Raw genomic sequence first — 14,920 nt, forward strand, 5'->3', positions numbered from 1 at the left:
CCGGTCGATGGGCCGGGGGCACACGCACACGCACACGCATGCGCGCGGCGCGGTCAGGCGGCGACCGGTACCGTGGTGCCGGTCCACCGCAGCAGGCCGTAGAGGAGCTGCGTCGCTCCCGGCATGAAGCGGGAGCCGTGGTGGTAGACCGGGTCCATGGTGGTGACGATCAGACGGCCCGCGGTGGAGACCCGGTCCTCGTAGAGGAGCACCTGGCGACGCCCGGGCTCCCCCTCCTGCTCCAGGACGGTGTGGACCAGCGCCGTCGCTCCCTCGGGCGGTTCCAGCAGCCCGTGGTAGTGCCAGCGCACGGACCGCTCCGTGAGTGCGTCCCATGCCGGGTGGTCCGGATGGTTCAGGCGCACACCGTTGTCGTCGCCGGAGCGCCACCACCAGAAGTTCGTCTCCGCGGGGAGCAGTCCGCGCAGTCCGGGGAGCCAGCCGGTGATCTCGTTCTCCCCGAGCACCACGACGGTGCCGCCGTCGTGCGCCACGCGCAGGAGGGCGGGCGCGATCCGTGCCAGCTGACCGGGGTGCAGCCGGTCGGAGACGATCAGGGTGTCCAGGCCGGCGAAGTCGTCCTCGCCGGCCTCGGGAAGGTAGATCTCCCGGGGACGCCAAGCCTTGACGGCCGGGTCGGCGAGGGTCGCCAGCTGGTGGAAGGCGCCGCCGTGCAGGAAGCCGAGGCGAGATGCGGAGCTCATGTCAGGGAACCCTTCAGCCAGTCGAGGAGGCGCGGTCCCAGGTGCCGGGTGGAGCGGTCGGGGTCGCAGAATCCGTGCAGGTCGTTGCCGGCGTGGGCCAGGATCTCCCCGTCGCCCAGAGGGAGGAGGACGTCGACGGGAAGCCGGTGCGGGCCGATCGCGTTGAGCACGGTCCCGTTCTCGGGTACGGAGGCGTGGTAGCCGCGCCCGTAGAAGCCCGCGACCCCGAGCCGCGCCAGTTCGGCCCCGCGGGGCGTGCCCGGGACGCCGGTGCGGAACAGCAGCTCGTCGTAGTCGACGCCCTCCCACACCGGGTGCGGGGTGACCGGGGCGATCCGCAGGTCGGCGGGCCCGTGGTGGTCGATGGCCCGCCACGGGGCGAGGCCGGGCAGGAAGGGGCGGTTCACGTGTCCGTTGACGACGACGCGGCCTCCGGCGCGTACGAACTCCGCCAGGAGCGCGCCACGGCGTTCCAGGAAGATCTGGTCGCAGGCGAGCGAGAGCATGAGGCCCCTGACCCCGGCGAGCGAGGCGGCGTCGAGGTCGTAGAGGTCCATGGTGGCGACGGACCGGCCGGGAGAGATCTCGACGGCGGGGTACGTGCCCATGGTGACGTAGCGGACGGACGTCTCCGGAGCCGCGGCGGTCGGGATTCCGGCCGGCCGCCGGAGGGCGGCTGTGGATGTCATGCGGCTGTCTCCTTCTCGGCAGATGAGTCATGCGTACGGGGCGCGGGGGCGAAGGCGGCCCGCCCGGGTCCCAGGTCGGGGACGACGATCGTGCGCGGTCCGCGTGTGCCGTCGACCTGCGCGGTGGTGACGGGCAGGCCGTACAGCTCGCTGAGCGCCGGGGCGTCGAGGAGCTCTGCCGCCGGACCTGTCCGCACGTCGTCCGGACCGAGGACCAGGACCGCGTCGTCCGCCAGGTGCAGTGCGTGATCGGGGTGGTGGGTGGTCAGGGCGATCCCCATGCCGCCGGCGGCCAGGTCCTGAAGGATCGTCAGCACCCGTGCCTGGTTGCGGAGATCGAGCGCGGAGACCGGCTCGTCCAGGACCATCACACGGCACCGGGCGGCCAGGGCGCGGGCGATCAGCACCATCTGCTGCTCTCCGCCGGAGAGTTCGGAGTACGAGCGGTCCGCCATGTGGGCGATGCCGACCTGCTCCATGGCCTGAGCGGCCTGCTCACGGTCGCGGCGGCCGGGGACCGCGTAGGCCTTCAGATGGCGGGAACGGCCCATGAGGACCATGTCGGCCACCGAGTACGCGAACGCGGCACTGTGCGACTGCGGCACATAGGCGACCGGGGCGCTGGTTGTGACGGTCCCCTCGGTGGGGGCGAGCAGACCGGCGAGCGCGCGCAACAGGGTTGACTTGCCCCGCCCGTTGGGGCCGAGCACGGCGAGGACGCGGCCCTCGTGGGCGGTGACGTCGACGCCGCGGAAGACCCACTTGTCCTTCGTGTAGCGGTGTCCGAGACCGCGCGCTTCGATCACTGGGACCACATCCGGTTGCGGGACCTGGCGAGCAGGCCGATGAAGAACGGCGCGCCGATCACGGCGGTCAGGATGCCGAGGGGCATCTCCGCCGCGGTGATCGTCCGCGAGAGGGTGTCGATGAGGGTGAGGTAGGCCCCGCCGATGAGGAAGGCGGCCGGCAGCTGCGCCCGGTGGTCGCTGCCGGTCCACAGCCGCGCGAGGTGCGGCACCACGAGGCCGACCCAGCCGACCAGCCCGGCGACGGCCACCGAACCGGCGGTCATCAGTGCGACGGCCGTGAGGAGCAGGAGGCGCGTGGTCCGCGGAGGCACGCCCAGGGCCGCCGCGTCGTCGTCGCCCAGCGAGAGGACGTTGAGCCGCCAGCGCAGCGCGAGGACGACGGCGGTTCCCAGGAGGATCGGGATCGCGGCCGTGACGACCTTGGCGTAGGAGGCGGTGGCCAGCGAGCCCAGCAGCCAGAAGACGATGGACGGCAGCTGCGACTCCGGGTCGGCGACGTACTTCAGGAACGAGACCAGTGCGGTGAAGAAGGCGCCGGTCACCGTGCCGCCCAGCACGATCATCAGGACGGGGTTGCCGCTGTTCAGCCGGCCGATCAGGAGGACGGCGCCCAGGGCGGCCAGGCCGAAGGCGAACGCACCGCCCACCACGCTCGCGGAACCGGCACCGAACAGAAGGCCCAGCACGCCGCCGAACGAGGCGCCGGACGAGACACCGATGACGTCCGGACTGACCAGCGGGTTACGGAAGACGCCCTGCAGGGCCGCGCCCCCCAGGGCGAGCCCGCCGCCGACCAGCAGGGACAGCAGGACGCGGGGCAGCCGCACGTCGAGGACGACGGTCTCCTCGTTGAGCGTCCATGTCCGGTCGAGGGGGAACACCTGCCCCAGGAGCAGGCGCACCATCTCGTTGGGCGGCACGACGAACCGGCCGAGCGCCAGGGCGGCGAGGGCGATGACCAGGGTGGCCGCGGCGAGAAGGGCCAGCCGGGGGACGCGGCGGCGCCGGGGCGCCGGGAGGGGTTCGACGGCTGTCGCCGTGCCGGCGTCAGGAGCGGAACGCGGCATAGCCGGCGCTCTTCGTGTTCAGGTCGAGACGCAGCACGTCGTCCGTCTGGGCGGTCGAGATGTCGTATCCGTACAGCAGCTCGAAGGTGCTCCTGATCTTCTCGCGCAGGCCGTTGCGGCCGGCGATCTCCGGGTGCAGGACCTGGGCCACCCAGCGCCACATCAGCGGGGACTCGCAGCACGGCGGGTCCCAGCGGTAGCCGCCCAGCGGCACCTTGTAGACGCGCCGGTCGCGGACGGCGCGGACGGAGGACAGGGACTTGTCGGCGTAGATGTCCGCGGGCGCCTTCTCGTCGAAGGCGGACAGGAAGATCACTTCCGGGTCCCAGGCGATGATCTGCTCGGTGGAGACCTGCGGCGCGTCGGCGGAGACGTTCTCGGCGACGTTGGTGCCGCCCGCCAGCTCGGTCCAGTGCGTGACGTAGTCGGAGCCGGTGGCGGTGGTGAACCCGTCGGCGGACGCCTTCAGGTAGAGGACCTTCTGCCGGCCGGCCGCCAGGTAGGGCTTGACCAGCTTGGTGACCGCCGCGTCCTCCTCGTGCATCCAGTTCAGGAGGTCGGCGGCACGATCGTCCTTGCCGAGCAGTTTGCCGAAGAACGTGACCCAGGTCTCCATCATCTTCTGGGTTCCGTAGGTGAGGCCGATGACCTTGAGACCGGCCGACTCCAGCGGCTTGATGATCTCGTCGCCCATGTCGGCCCACTGGAGCACCACATCCGGTTCGAGGCCCATGACGGTCTCGACGTTGGGCACGAAGTCGGCCCCCGCGATGGTGGTGGTCGTCTTCGACTCCGGGAAGATCGTGCCGAAGATGCCCTCGCGGTTGGCGGTCCGCGTGGATTCGTTGATGCCGACGATGTGGGCGTAGGAGCCGTCGACCGCGGCGAGCATCGAGGGCGACGGGATGATCGCGGTGGCGATGCGCCTGACCGGGCCGTCGAAGGATATCGTCTCGCCTCGCTGGTCGGTGAGGGTGAAACCGGCGGCGGGCGACGCGGAGGCCGCGGCATCCTGCACCTCACGCGACGAGCAGGCGCCCAGCAGACCGATGCCGCCGACGGCGGCGGCACCGACGCCGAGGCCGCGCAGCACGGTTCGCCTGGTCGGCGGGGTGGACGAGGGCGCAGACGTGGACACAGGAAGCCCTTCCGTATTAATTAGGTGAGGCTTACCTAACCACCCTTTCGCTGACTCGTGTCACGCGGGGTCCCCTTTTCCGTCTACAGCCCGTTCTGTCACGAGAGGTGCCCCCCGTCCGACGGGACGGGGGGCACCTCTCGTGCGGGGAACGGGATCGCGGTGCGGGTCAGCAGCCGCCGCAGTTGTAGTACGTCACGTCCCAGTGGTTGCCCTCGTCCGCGTAGACGTTGCCGGAGCCGGACTGGTACTGGGGTGCGCCGTCGCCGCGCACACCGATGTAACTGAACACCCCGTGCACGTAGTTGGTGAGACAGGTGGTCTTGCCGAAGTCGAGCTTGTAGCCGTTCCAGTGCGAGTACGTACCGCCGGCGTGCCCGGTCTCGGTGCCGCCGGTGATGTTGAGCGCGCAACCCGTGGCGCTCTTGAGCGTCTGGGCACCCTGGGCGGTCGACAGGTTGAGCTGGTCGAAGGAGGTGCAGGTGGCGACGGTCCGGTTGGAGCAGCCACCGGACGACGACCAGGTGACGCCGGACGAGCTGAATCTGGCGGTCGCCTGGCTGTGGGTGAGCTTGGTGACGGCGTAGGCGTCCGTCGCGCCGGCGACGACGCCGATTCCGGGGGCGAAGAGGACGCCGAGAACGAGGGCGAGGGCGGTCAGGACGGGACGCAGCGTCATTCGGGACACCATGGGGGGACTCCTCCTGTGCATGACAATGGGGCATGAAGGATATTGCCCGAGTTCTACGCGCGTCCGCCAGAGGGCCGGCGGTGACGGTCGCGTGAACACGCGCCACACCCGCACCCGCCCCGCGCCCCGTTCCGTAACAGTCGGGACCATGGATGTTGAACTTTGAACAAGATACGTCTACAGTGAATCTCGTTGAAGGTTAAACAACTACTTCGAGCCCCGCTCGATCACGTCCCCGAGGAGGAGCCATGGCTCTGTTCAACCGCAAGAACAACGACGCCCCCGCCACCACCGTCGCCGTCGCCGTCGACCCGGCCCTGGCCGCCCTCACCGGCGACTACGCGATCGACCCGGCCCACAGCAGCATCGGCTTCACCGTCCGTCACGCGATGGTCACCAATGTGCGCGGCTCCTTCGGCGAGCACGAGGGCAGCCTGAAGCTCGACGGCGGCAACCCGGCCAACTCCGCCGCATCGATCGACGTAAAGATCGCCAGCGTGGACACCGGCATCGCCGACCGCGACGGCCACCTGGTCAGCGGCGACTTCTTCGACGCCGAGAAGTTCCCCCTCATGACGTTCCGCTCGACGGCCGCGGAGCAGCTCGGCGGCGACAAGTACCGCGTCACCGGCGACCTCACCATCAAGGACGTCACCCGCCCGCTCGCCATCGACCTGGAGTTCAACGGCTCCGCGACCGATGTGTACGGCAACGAGCGCGTCGGCTTCGAGGGCAGCGCGGACATCCTGCGCTCCGACTGGGGCCTGACGTGGAACGCGGCGCTCGAGACCGGCGGCGTGATGGTCAGCGACAAGGTCAAGCTGAACTTCGACATCTCCGCGATCAAGGCCGCCGCACCGCAGGCCTGATCCCCGGGGGAAACCCCGCCCTGAGCGCGCCCGCCTTCCGCCCCCGCCGGGGAGGACGGCGGGCGCTCGGCGTGGGGGCCCGGCGTGGGGGCCGAGGTGGGTGTTCGGCGCGGGCGCTCAACTTGGGGGCCCGGCGTGGGGCCCGGCGTGGTCAGCGCGCCGTGGCGAAGACTTCGGCCGCGGCCGAGCGGAAGCGTTTCACCGCTTCGTGAAGAGCGTGCTCCCGCTGGGCGGCAAGGGCGACGTCCGCCGCCTTTCGGGCGACGTCGCCCGCGTGGGCGTCCTTCACCATCCGCCGCATGACCTCGGCGAGACCGGCGGACGCCCGGCCCACCTCACCGGCCGTCTTCGCAAGGACGGGCGGCCCCTCGACGAGGACGACCTCGGCCGCGCGGTGCACCTCGCGCGCCAGGCCGACGAAGCGCCCCACCCGCTCCTCGACCTGCTCCAGGTCGGGAGTACTCGGCCGCAGCGCCTCGAATATCGCGTCCATCGCGATGTCACGGTCGTGCAGAGCGCCGAGGTAGGACACATAGGCGTCCCTGCGGTGCTGTCTGCGCCACTGGTCGAACTGGGATCGCGCCGCGGCACGCCCGGTCACGAACGCCGCGCCGAGCGTGGCGAGCGACCCGACGGCGGCACCGAGCAGCGCGGCGACTTCAGCGTCCATGGGCGCATTCTGCCGTCACGCGGGCGACCACCGGGCCCGGCCGACGACAACTCCGCTCTCCCACACTGCTTCGCGGTGCGGTGCGGTGCGGTGCGGTGCGATGCAGTGCTGGTGCGGTGCGGGAGAGGTCGGCGGGGAGAGGTCGGTGCCTTCCCTCTTGAGCCGTCGCCGTTCACAACAGTTCCGGACGGTCCCACCGAGCCCTGAGCGCCATCTCTCGCAGGACCCTGCGACCTGGGTCAGTCGAAGAGGGCAACGAGTCCGTTCACCCAGATCGCGAGAATGACCAGGACCGCCAACAGGCATCCCGCCCCTGCCAGGAAGTCGGCGAAAGCACGTGGCCTGCTCTCCTCCTGCGCGCCGGACGGCACCGCGTCCCATTCGACGGGGCGTCCCAGTGCGTCGGAGCAAGCTGCTCGCACTGCTGCCAACTGCTCGGCGGCAAAGGGTGTTCGGGCAAGTGCCTCACTGCCCTGCCAGGCAAGTGCCCGCATGCGCTGAAGAGCTGTGCGGTATCTCGCTTCGAAAGCGGCGGTCTCCACTGGGTCCCTGTCCCGTTCGAGGTACATCCAGCGGCCCGCTTCCGCAGGCTCTCCATACAGCCGGTACACCTCGGCCAGGCGCCGGCGAAGCGTCAGATCGTCCGGAAAGGACGACACCAGCCCGCGCAGGCGCTGGCGCGCAACGGGAACCCGGCCGACGGCCAGATCTGCATCGACTCGGGCAAGGGTGTCTCTCAGGGGCATGAACGCATGATCGGGTACCGCACTGATTCGCGTCGACCCGGTTTGCCGCTCGGCGCGGGCCCGATCTCAACGGCAATCGAGACAGCCCAGCGGTCAGCCCATGGTCTTGGCGCCGTCCAGCGACTCACGGATGATGTCGGCGTGGCCGGAGTGCTGAGCGGTCTCGGTCACGATGTGCAGCAGCACCCGGCGGGCCGACCAGTGCGCTTCGCCCTCGAACCACGGGGCCTTGGGCAGCGGCTGGGTGGCGTCCAGGTCGGGCAGGGTGGCGACCAGGTCGTCGGTGCGGCGGGCCGCCGCTTCGTAGTCGGCCAGCACGCCGGCCAGCGTCTCGCCGGGCAGCATCCGCATTTCGTCGGCTCGCTGCGCCCAGTCGGCCTCGGTCATCGCGGTGAAGTCCGGCATGGCCGACGGGCCGTCCAGGATGAAGCCCGCCCAGCTCCGCTCGGCGGCGGTGACGTGCTTGATGAGTCCGCCCAGACACAGTTCGCTCGCCGTGGTGCGCAGCCCGGCCTGCTCGTCGGTGAGGTCACGGGTGGTGAAGCGGAGGAAGTGCCGGTGCTTGGTCAGCAGGTCCAGCAGGTCGGCGCGCTCGCCGGTGAGGGCCTGGACATCGGCGACGCCGTGGACGGTCGTCTCGCTGACGGTCATGATTCTCTGCCTTCTGTCGTTCCTGTTCGGCCGGTCGAGGAACACGCTAGAAGTCATATAGGTCAGTGCCCGACCTGTATGGCGGAGCAGATACCCGATGGGAGGAAGGCGTGGGACATCACGCAAGGGCCGGGCCCTTCGCGGCGACTCCCGCCGTGGGCCCATGAGTTGCGCGCGGGACCGGAAACGTGGACCGCGGCGTCACGGTCCGAATGTCGAAGCACCATGACCGGATCTGCATCCTCCGGTCCTCCGGTCCTCCGGTCCTCCTGCTCTCCTGCTCTCCTGTCGGCAGAGCGCCTGGATGTCCCGCCACGACCTGCCAGGATGGCCGCATGGGGAAGAACACGCCGGTGCGTCGGCTCGATCTGGGGTACTTCATCCGGCCCGCCTCGGAGGCAGGCGGCTCGCAACCGCGGGTCGAACCCGTGCTCGCCTACCTGGTGCAGCACGACCGGGGACTGATCCTCTTCGATACCGGCATCGGCGATGCGGACCCCGGGACGGAAGCCCACTACCGGCCCCGACGCCGTGCGTTGCAGGACGCCCTGTCGGCCTCCGGAGTCACCCTCGACGACATCTCCATGGTCGTGAACTGCCACCTGCACTTCGACCACTGCGGCGGGAACCCTCTTCTGGGCGGCAAGCCCATCCTGGTTCAGGACGTCGAACTGGCCACCGCCCGCAGGGGCGGCTACACCTTCGACGAACTCATCGACTTTCCTGGCGCAACGTACGAGGAAGTCACCGGCGAGACCGAGGTCCGGCCGGGAATCTGGATCATTCCGACGCCCGGTCACACCCAGGGGCACCAGTCGCTGGTCCTCCGGCAGGGCGACGGCACAGTAGTCCTCGCCGGCCAGGCACACGACTTCGCTTCCGACTTCGCGTCCGAGCAGTTGGCGCGCCACGCGACACTTCAGGGTGTGGAGCAGCCGCTCCCTCCCTACCGGCACTGGCTCGATCGGCTCGCTGACTTCGACCCACGTCGCGTGCTCTTCGCCCACGACTGCTCGGTCTGGGAACCGCCGCGATCCGAAGGCCGCTGAACCCGGCTCTCCGGCACGTGGCACGCGACGAACCGCCCACGCGCAAGCGGGACAACGCCCTCGGCCGGCGGTCCCACGCAGGACGAAGCACCTCGTGTCACAGCCTCGCCCTGCCCACACCCAGCCCGTGCAGGACACCCGAGCCGAAGCCGTCGGCATGGCGCGGTCGGGCCGGCCCGCACCACGGTCGGAGCGGGCCGGACACGAACCATCAGGGTGGGGCGCCCGCCGTCAGCGCCGGCGGATCTTCAGCGCGTTGTCGGTACGGGTGGTGGGGTTCCCGTCCGGGTCGTTCTGCACGCGCTCGTGCTCCGCGCTGACCAGCACGTCCCACTGTCCCTCGGGGAGTTCGAGGGAGGCGAGCACCTCGTCCGTGGTGGGGAGCTGCATGTCCGCGTGGTCGTGCTCCCAGGCCGGGAAGCCTGCGTGGCCGACGATCAGGAGCACGCCGCCGGGGGCGACCGCCGCCGCGGCCCGGCGCAGGATCTGCTCGCGCGGCAGATCGCCCATCGAGTGCAGGAACTGCGCGGAGACCAGGTCGTACTCCCCCTCGGGGAAGGAGACCCCGAGGTCGTGGAACTGCCAGTCGATCCGTTCGGCGACCCCCGCCTCGGCCCCGTGTTCGGCGGCCCGGTCCAGGGCGACGCGTGAGATGTCGGTGGCGGTGACCTGCCAGCCCAGGCGGGCGAGCCACACGGCGTCCGCCCCCTCACCGCACCCGAGGTCCAGGGCGCGCCCCGGCTTCAGGCCCTCCACCTCACGGACGAGCGCGGTGTTGGGGTTGCCGCTCCAGATGCGGTGGCTCTCCCGGTAGCGCTCGTCCCAGAGTTCGGCGTCGGACACCTCGGCCGCGTCGGAAGCGGTGCTGTCGGTTGTCATCGTGTCTCCTGCAGTCCGTGACGGCGGTTTCCGATGGCCTTCTCGCAGACCTGGCGCTCGGCCTCGGCCGAGAAGGGTGCGCGGCGGGCCTCGACCGCGCGACGGGTGTCCTCGGTGACGAGGTCGGCGTTGATGGCCGAGCCGGCCTTCAGCCCCGCCGCTGCGGAACCGATGACCTGCTCCATCAGACTGGCGACGTTACCGGCCACCCACACCCCGGGCACCTCCGTCGCCCCGGTCGGGTCCGCCGCGATGTACGTACCGAGGGTGTGGCCGCCCATCTCCAGCGGCGTGGCGTGCAGACCGAGGCCGTCGAGCACCCCGGAGCGCGCCGTGAACCGCGGCTGGACCACGACGGCCTCGCGCGGAACGATCCGGCCACCGGCCAGCCGCACCCCGGTGAGACGGTCACCGCTGACCTCGAGCCCGGCCACCTCCCCGTCCACCACGGCGATGCCCCGCGCCGCCAGCTGCTCGTACTCCTCGTCGCCCGGCTCGGTCCCGTTGTGGAGGAAGAGCGTGATGTCGGCGCTCCACTGTCGCCAGAGCAGCGCCTGGTGAACGGCCATCGGTGTCAGTGCCACGATGCCGATCGCCGCGTCCCGGACCTCCCAGCCGTGGCAGTACGGGCAGTGCAGCACGTCCTGCCCCCAGCGCTCGGCCAGGCCGGGGACGGGCGGCAGCTCGTCGACGAGCCCGGTGGTGACGAGGAGGCGGCGCGCCGTGACAGCGGTCCCGTCCTCCCGTACGACCCGGAATCCGGCCCCGCCCGGCAGCTTCTCGGCAGAGGTGACCTCGCCCTCGACGATCTCGGCTCCGTACTGGGCAGCCTCCTTGCGGCCGACGGCCGTCAGCTCCGAGGGCGGTGTGCCCTCCCGGCCGAGGTAGTTGTGCACGTGGGACGCGGGTGCGTTGCGCGGGCTGCCCGCGTCGATCACCAGCACGGAACGCCGGGCCCGTGCCAGGGCCAGCGCCCCGCTCAGGCCGGCGGCCCCACCGCCGATCACCACCACGTCGTACGTCTGCGTCATGTCGCTCATGCGAAACACCTCCATCTACGGAAGATGGTGCGCCCCGGGCTCGAATCCGGCAAAGATCCTTGCCGAAGCGGCAAACTCGCACCGGACAACCGTGCCGGGGCTCCGCTCCCCCACTCCCACGCATCGGCGATGCGTCGCAACCAGCAGCGGCCCGCGCCCGCCTTCGGCGTCGGGACAGGGCTCGGAGAGCCGGACTGCCGGGGCCTCGCCGTCGCCGCTGCCGTGCAGCTCGATACGGAGCCTGCCGCCTCCGCCGCGCTCCCGGCAGAGAGGGACACGGGCCCCGCGCCACGGCGGGCCCCATGGGCGAGTGCGTCGGTGGCGAGTTCGCTCACGCCGAGCAGTACGCCGACGGCCCGTCCTCACCGTCCCCCGTGCACCTGGTCCGCATTCCTCGACGCGACGGCCGGCCGCAGGCCCCGTATCCCTCGTGTCAGGGGCGCGGCGGCCGTCCGCCCGCCCGTGACGCGCAACAGGTCGAGCTTGCCCTCGTCGCTGCTTCCGGACGCTGCCGTGTAGGTGACCATGCGCAGGTCCGCGCCCGGCACGATCAGGACGTCGCAGTCGAGCAGGATGTCGCCGGTCTCCGGATGCCGGATCGTCTTGCGGTCGGTTGCGTGCTGGGCGGCGGCCGTCTGCGTCGTCCAGTGACGGGCGAAGGCTTCGGATTCCTCGCGGAGGTCGTGCACGAGACGGTCGAGCCGGGCGTCCGCCGGGTATCGGGATACGGCGTCCTTGAGGTCGGCGACGATCGAGGTCTCGACGGCCTCCTGCCCGCGCTCGGACCGGATGGGATGGAGCGAGGCGCGAGCGGCACCGGTACCGAACAGGGCGCGCGCGAGGTTCCGTTCGGCCGGTGGGAGTGCGGACGGGTCGCCCTGCAGGGCGCTCCACATGGTGTTCCACCACACCAGGGTCCAGTCGGCGGCGAAGACGCCGATCGGGACGTCGCCCAGGCGCGCGGCCAGCCGCTGGATGCCGGCGGGCACATGGGTGGTGACCGTGCCGTCCTGCGGCGGCAGGAGCCCCGCGCTGCGGTACAGCTGATCGCGCTCGGCCCGGGAGAGCTGGAGGGCCCGGGAGAGGGCGCCGACGACCTGGGCCGAGGGATTCTTCGCGCGTGACTGCTCCAGGCGCAGGACGTAGTCGACCGAGAGCCCGGCCAGTTGCGCGAGCTCCTCGCGGCGCAGCCCCGGGGCGCGACGGCCGGCCGTCGCGGTGAGGCCGGCGTCGGCCGGGGAGAGCCGGTCGCGCCAGGCGTGCAGGAGTGCGCCGAAGGTGGTGCGGGAGACAGCCATGGGTCCAGTCTCGCCGCTCGGCGCCCTGCGAGCCTGGGTACTGCCGGTCCTGGGTACTGCCGGTCCTGGGCACGGGGACGGCACTGGTCGGCGTCGGCGCGAGCCGCGAACGTGGTGGTGTGCCCGGCCGGACACACCGGCTGACCAGCAAAAGGGGCCTCCCATGCAGCACACCATCGTGATGACGGGCGCGAGCCGCGGCATCGGACGCATCGCCGCGGAGGAGATCCTGCGCCGGTCGCCCGACGTGCACCTCCTCGTCGTCACCCGCGGATCCTCCGGTGCGGGACTGGCCGCGGAGCTGAGCGCGGGAGGGCGTGCGGTCTCGTCCGTCGCGGCGGACCTCGGCTCGCTGGACAGCGTTCGCTCGGCTGCCGCCGAGATCCGCGAGCGGCTGGAGCGCGGTGATCTGCCGCCGCTGCGCGGCTTCGTGGGCAACGCGGGCATGCAGTACACGAACGCGCTGACCGAGGGGCCCGACGGGTTCGAGTCGACCTTCGCGATCAACGTGCTCGCCAACCACCTGTTCGTCCGCCTGCTCCAGGACCGGTTCGTGACTCCCGCCCGGATCGTGATCACCGCCAGCGACACCCACTTCGGGGACTTCAAGCACAACCTGGGCATGGTCCCCGGGCCCGCGTGGAAGTCCCCGGACGTCCTCGCCCGTCCGGGCGCCTTCCCGAAGCCGGCCACCGCGGCCGGAGGACGTACCGCGTACTCCACGAGCAAGCTGGCCACGGTCTATCTCGTGCACGAGTACGCGCGCCGGCTGCCGGCCGGGATCGATGCCGTCGCCTACAACCCGGGGTTCGTCCCCGGCACCGGCCTCGCCCGGAACGCGGGTCCCGTCTCCCGGTTCGCGATGCGCCGCATCCTGCCCGTCATGACCCTCACCCCGTTCGCGACCGGCCGCAACGCCGCAGGGCGCTACCTCGCCGACATCGTCCTCGGCGTGACCGAGGCACCGACCGGGTCCTACGTCGACCGCGCCCGCGCGGCACGGTCGTCGGAGGAGTCCTACGACCCCCGGCGCGAAGGCGAGCTCTGGGACTCCGTCGAACGGTTCACCGCGGCACACGCTGCCTGAGCCGTGGCGCCTTCGGGCCGGGCAGCGCGTCACCGCGAGACGGATGCGGCGGGTCGGGATCTCGTTGCCGTACGCCTCGCGAACCGTGCGGTCGTTGATGCGGACGCCTGGCTGCCCGACGTGGCGAGGAGCACCGGAGGACGAGGAGCGCGGCGCCAGGACCCGAACCCGCACCGCACCCGCTCGCCGGGGGTCCGCCTCTCGACAGCGGGGAGCGCCCGCGCGTCACAGCCCGGCGCGGAGAGCCTCGACGCGCGCGGCGGCGGCGTCGAAAGCCTTGCCGTCGAGCAGGCCGGACGCCAGCGCGTCACTCAGTGCGGTCACCGCCTCGTCTCCCTGGGCGACGCTGCGCGACGAGCAGAGCAACAGGTCCATGCCCGCAGCGGCGGCCGTGACGGCGCGCTGCGACGTACCTCCGAAGGACTGCAGCGCACCGGCCTCCAGGGCGTCGGTGATCGTGACGCCGGTGAAGCCGAGCCGGTCGCGCAGTTCACCGACGACGGCCGGGGACAGACCTGCGGGGCGGCTGGGATCCAGGGCGGCGTAGACGGCCCAGGACAGCATGACGAGCTTGGTGCCGGCAGCGATGGCGTCCCGGTACGGTGCCTCGTCCACGCTGCGGAGGGTGGCCGCGGACGTGGTGATGGTGACGGGACGGATGTCGGTGTTCTGGCTCGCGGACGCGGGGCCGAGGCCGGGGAAGTGCTTGGCGGTGGCGGCGACACCGACGTCCTGCTGAGCGGTGATGAAGGCCGAACCGCAACTGGCCACGGCGGCGGCGGACTTGCTGTAGGAGCGCTCGTACTGGTCGGTGAAGTCGCCGTTCTGGCGGTAGACGTCGAGGACGGGCGCGAGGTTGACGTTCATGCCGATGCCGGCGAGGTTCATCCCCGCACCGCTGCCGGTGAAGTCGGCCCACTGATGCGGGTCGGCGGAGGCGCCGACGTCCTTGGCGGACATGACGGGCTCACCGGGCAGACGGCGGATCATGCCGCCTTCCTGGTCGGTCATCAGGAGCAGCGGGGCTGTCACCGGGGCCGAGGCGTGCGCCGCGTTCATCGACCGGATGACGCTCTCGACCTGGCTCAGGTTCTCGATGTTCTCCCCGAAGAAGATCACCCCGGCCGTGCGGCCCTCCTCGATGGCGTTCATCAGGGAGGCGGGGGGTGTGAGGCCTGGGTAGGAGTGGATGACGCACTGCCCGGCGCGCTGCTGGGGAGACAGTGCGGTGGTCCGGGAACGTGAGCTCTCGGGCGTCCGGGCGGCCGCTTCCGGACCGGCCGTCAGCCCCAGCCCGCCAGGGCCGCCGTTCCGGCGATCAGGGCACTGCGCCGGCTGACGGGTGGTGTCGAGCGCATGGCTTGCTCCTTCGCGAACTGTCGTGGAGCCGGGCGGAACCCTCGGAAGGGAAAGCGGGGACCGGGGCGGCCGGGGGGGGGCGCCCCCGGGCCCCCCCCCCCCCCCCCGCGGGCGCGCCCCGGACGGGGGGGTGGGTTTTATAGGTAGAGCACACCGCTGAAAAACCCTCACCAC

16 protein-coding genes are annotated in these 14,920 nt (G+C 71.3%); 3 read left to right on the forward strand and 13 right to left on the reverse strand.

The genetic code is table 11. From position 1 onward, the window contains the following. Nucleotides 1-53 precede the first annotated feature (53 nt). The 6 genes from ABT025_RS33530 to ABT025_RS33555 form a co-directional block, all read right to left on the reverse strand. Nucleotides 54-704, reverse strand: coding sequence for a hypothetical protein (locus ABT025_RS33530; protein ID WP_351002425.1), 651 nt, complete (start codon nucleotides 702-704; stop codon nucleotides 54-56). Beyond that, nucleotides 701-1,393 (reverse strand): hypothetical protein, encoded by a 693-nt coding sequence (locus tag ABT025_RS33535; RefSeq protein ID WP_351002426.1) that lies wholly within the window; start codon nucleotides 1,391-1,393, stop codon nucleotides 701-703. Before ABT025_RS33535 ends, ABT025_RS33530 begins: the two co-directional genes overlap by 4 nt. Then, a complete protein-coding gene (locus ABT025_RS33540) occupies nucleotides 1,390-2,199 on the reverse strand; it encodes an ABC transporter ATP-binding protein (RefSeq protein ID WP_351002427.1) in 810 nt (269 codons plus the stop codon). The genes ABT025_RS33535 and ABT025_RS33540 overlap by 4 nt, the downstream gene beginning before the upstream one ends. Further along, nucleotides 2,196-3,269 carry a FecCD family ABC transporter permease gene (locus ABT025_RS33545; RefSeq protein WP_351002428.1) on the reverse strand — a complete coding sequence of 358 codons (1,074 nt, stop codon included), beginning with the start codon at nucleotides 3,267-3,269 and terminating at the stop codon, nucleotides 2,196-2,198. Before ABT025_RS33545 ends, ABT025_RS33540 begins: the two co-directional genes overlap by 4 nt. Continuing rightward, nucleotides 3,250-4,407 carry an ABC transporter substrate-binding protein gene (locus tag ABT025_RS33550; protein ID WP_351002429.1) on the reverse strand — a complete coding sequence of 386 codons (1,158 nt, stop codon included), beginning with the start codon at nucleotides 4,405-4,407 and terminating at the stop codon, nucleotides 3,250-3,252. Before ABT025_RS33550 ends, ABT025_RS33545 begins: the two co-directional genes overlap by 20 nt. Nucleotides 4,408-4,576: 169 nt before the next feature. Beyond that, nucleotides 4,577-5,098 carry a hypothetical protein gene (locus tag ABT025_RS33555; RefSeq protein ID WP_351002430.1) on the reverse strand — a complete coding sequence of 174 codons (522 nt, stop codon included), beginning with the start codon at nucleotides 5,096-5,098 and terminating at the stop codon, nucleotides 4,577-4,579. A gap of 248 nt (nucleotides 5,099-5,346) precedes the next feature. Here ABT025_RS33555 and ABT025_RS33560 point away from each other — a divergent pair, with 248 nt between their 5' ends. Next, on the forward strand, nucleotides 5,347-5,967 hold the full coding sequence (locus ABT025_RS33560; protein ID WP_351002431.1) for a YceI family protein: 621 nt from the start codon (nucleotides 5,347-5,349) through the stop codon (nucleotides 5,965-5,967). A gap of 151 nt (nucleotides 5,968-6,118) precedes the next feature. Here the strand turns inward: ABT025_RS33560 and ABT025_RS33565 are convergent, their stop codons facing one another. The 3 genes from ABT025_RS33565 to ABT025_RS33575 form a co-directional block, all read right to left on the reverse strand. Further along, complete coding sequence (locus ABT025_RS33565; protein WP_351002432.1) at nucleotides 6,119-6,637, reverse strand: proline dehydrogenase; 519 nt, start codon at nucleotides 6,635-6,637, stop codon at nucleotides 6,119-6,121. Nucleotides 6,638-6,876: 239 nt separating this feature from the next. Then, on the reverse strand, nucleotides 6,877-7,383 hold the full coding sequence (locus tag ABT025_RS33570) for a DUF6584 family protein (RefSeq protein WP_351002433.1): 507 nt from the start codon (nucleotides 7,381-7,383) through the stop codon (nucleotides 6,877-6,879). Between the two features lie 93 nt (nucleotides 7,384-7,476). Next, nucleotides 7,477-8,034, reverse strand: coding sequence for a DinB family protein (locus ABT025_RS33575; RefSeq protein ID WP_351002434.1), 558 nt, complete (start codon nucleotides 8,032-8,034; stop codon nucleotides 7,477-7,479). A 335-nt stretch (nucleotides 8,035-8,369) separates the two neighbouring features. On the opposite strand from ABT025_RS33575, the gene ABT025_RS33580 reads away from it, so the two are divergent. Continuing rightward, entirely contained in the window at nucleotides 8,370-9,083 is a 714-nt protein-coding gene (locus ABT025_RS33580; RefSeq protein ID WP_351002435.1) for an N-acyl homoserine lactonase family protein, read from the forward strand. A gap of 231 nt (nucleotides 9,084-9,314) precedes the next feature. Here ABT025_RS33580 and ABT025_RS33585 read toward each other — a convergent pair whose 3' ends face one another. The 3 genes from ABT025_RS33585 to ABT025_RS33595 all read right to left on the reverse strand — a co-directional run bounded on the left by ABT025_RS33585 (nucleotide 9,315) and on the right by ABT025_RS33595 (nucleotide 12,300). Continuing rightward, nucleotides 9,315-9,962: an SAM-dependent methyltransferase gene (locus ABT025_RS33585; RefSeq protein ID WP_351002436.1), complete on the reverse strand. Its 648-nt coding sequence runs from the start codon at nucleotides 9,960-9,962 to the stop codon at nucleotides 9,315-9,317. Beyond that, nucleotides 9,959-11,002: an NAD(P)/FAD-dependent oxidoreductase gene (locus tag ABT025_RS33590; RefSeq protein WP_351002437.1), complete on the reverse strand. Its 1,044-nt coding sequence runs from the start codon at nucleotides 11,000-11,002 to the stop codon at nucleotides 9,959-9,961. Before ABT025_RS33590 ends, ABT025_RS33585 begins: the two co-directional genes overlap by 4 nt. A 362-nt stretch (nucleotides 11,003-11,364) precedes the next feature. Next, the gene (locus ABT025_RS33595; protein ID WP_351002438.1) at nucleotides 11,365-12,300 is read right to left on the reverse strand and encodes a helix-turn-helix transcriptional regulator; all 936 of its coding nucleotides are present in this window, start codon (nucleotides 12,298-12,300) and stop codon (nucleotides 11,365-11,367) included. Nucleotides 12,301-12,463: 163 nt separating this feature from the next. Here ABT025_RS33595 and ABT025_RS33600 point away from each other — a divergent pair, with 163 nt between their 5' ends. After that, nucleotides 12,464-13,387: an SDR family NAD(P)-dependent oxidoreductase gene (locus ABT025_RS33600; RefSeq protein WP_351002439.1), complete on the forward strand. Its 924-nt coding sequence runs from the start codon at nucleotides 12,464-12,466 to the stop codon at nucleotides 13,385-13,387. A gap of 225 nt (nucleotides 13,388-13,612) precedes the next feature. Here ABT025_RS33600 and ABT025_RS33605 read toward each other — a convergent pair whose 3' ends face one another. Further along, nucleotides 13,613-14,539, reverse strand: coding sequence for a glycoside hydrolase family 3 N-terminal domain-containing protein (locus ABT025_RS33605; RefSeq protein ID WP_351002440.1), 927 nt, complete (start codon nucleotides 14,537-14,539; stop codon nucleotides 13,613-13,615). Between the last annotated feature and the right edge of the window lie 381 nt (nucleotides 14,540-14,920).

Origin of the sequence: Streptomyces sp. NPDC002809, from assembly GCF_040295435.1 — a bacterium.
Lineage (GTDB): Bacteria > Actinomycetota > Actinomycetes > Streptomycetales > Streptomycetaceae > Streptomyces.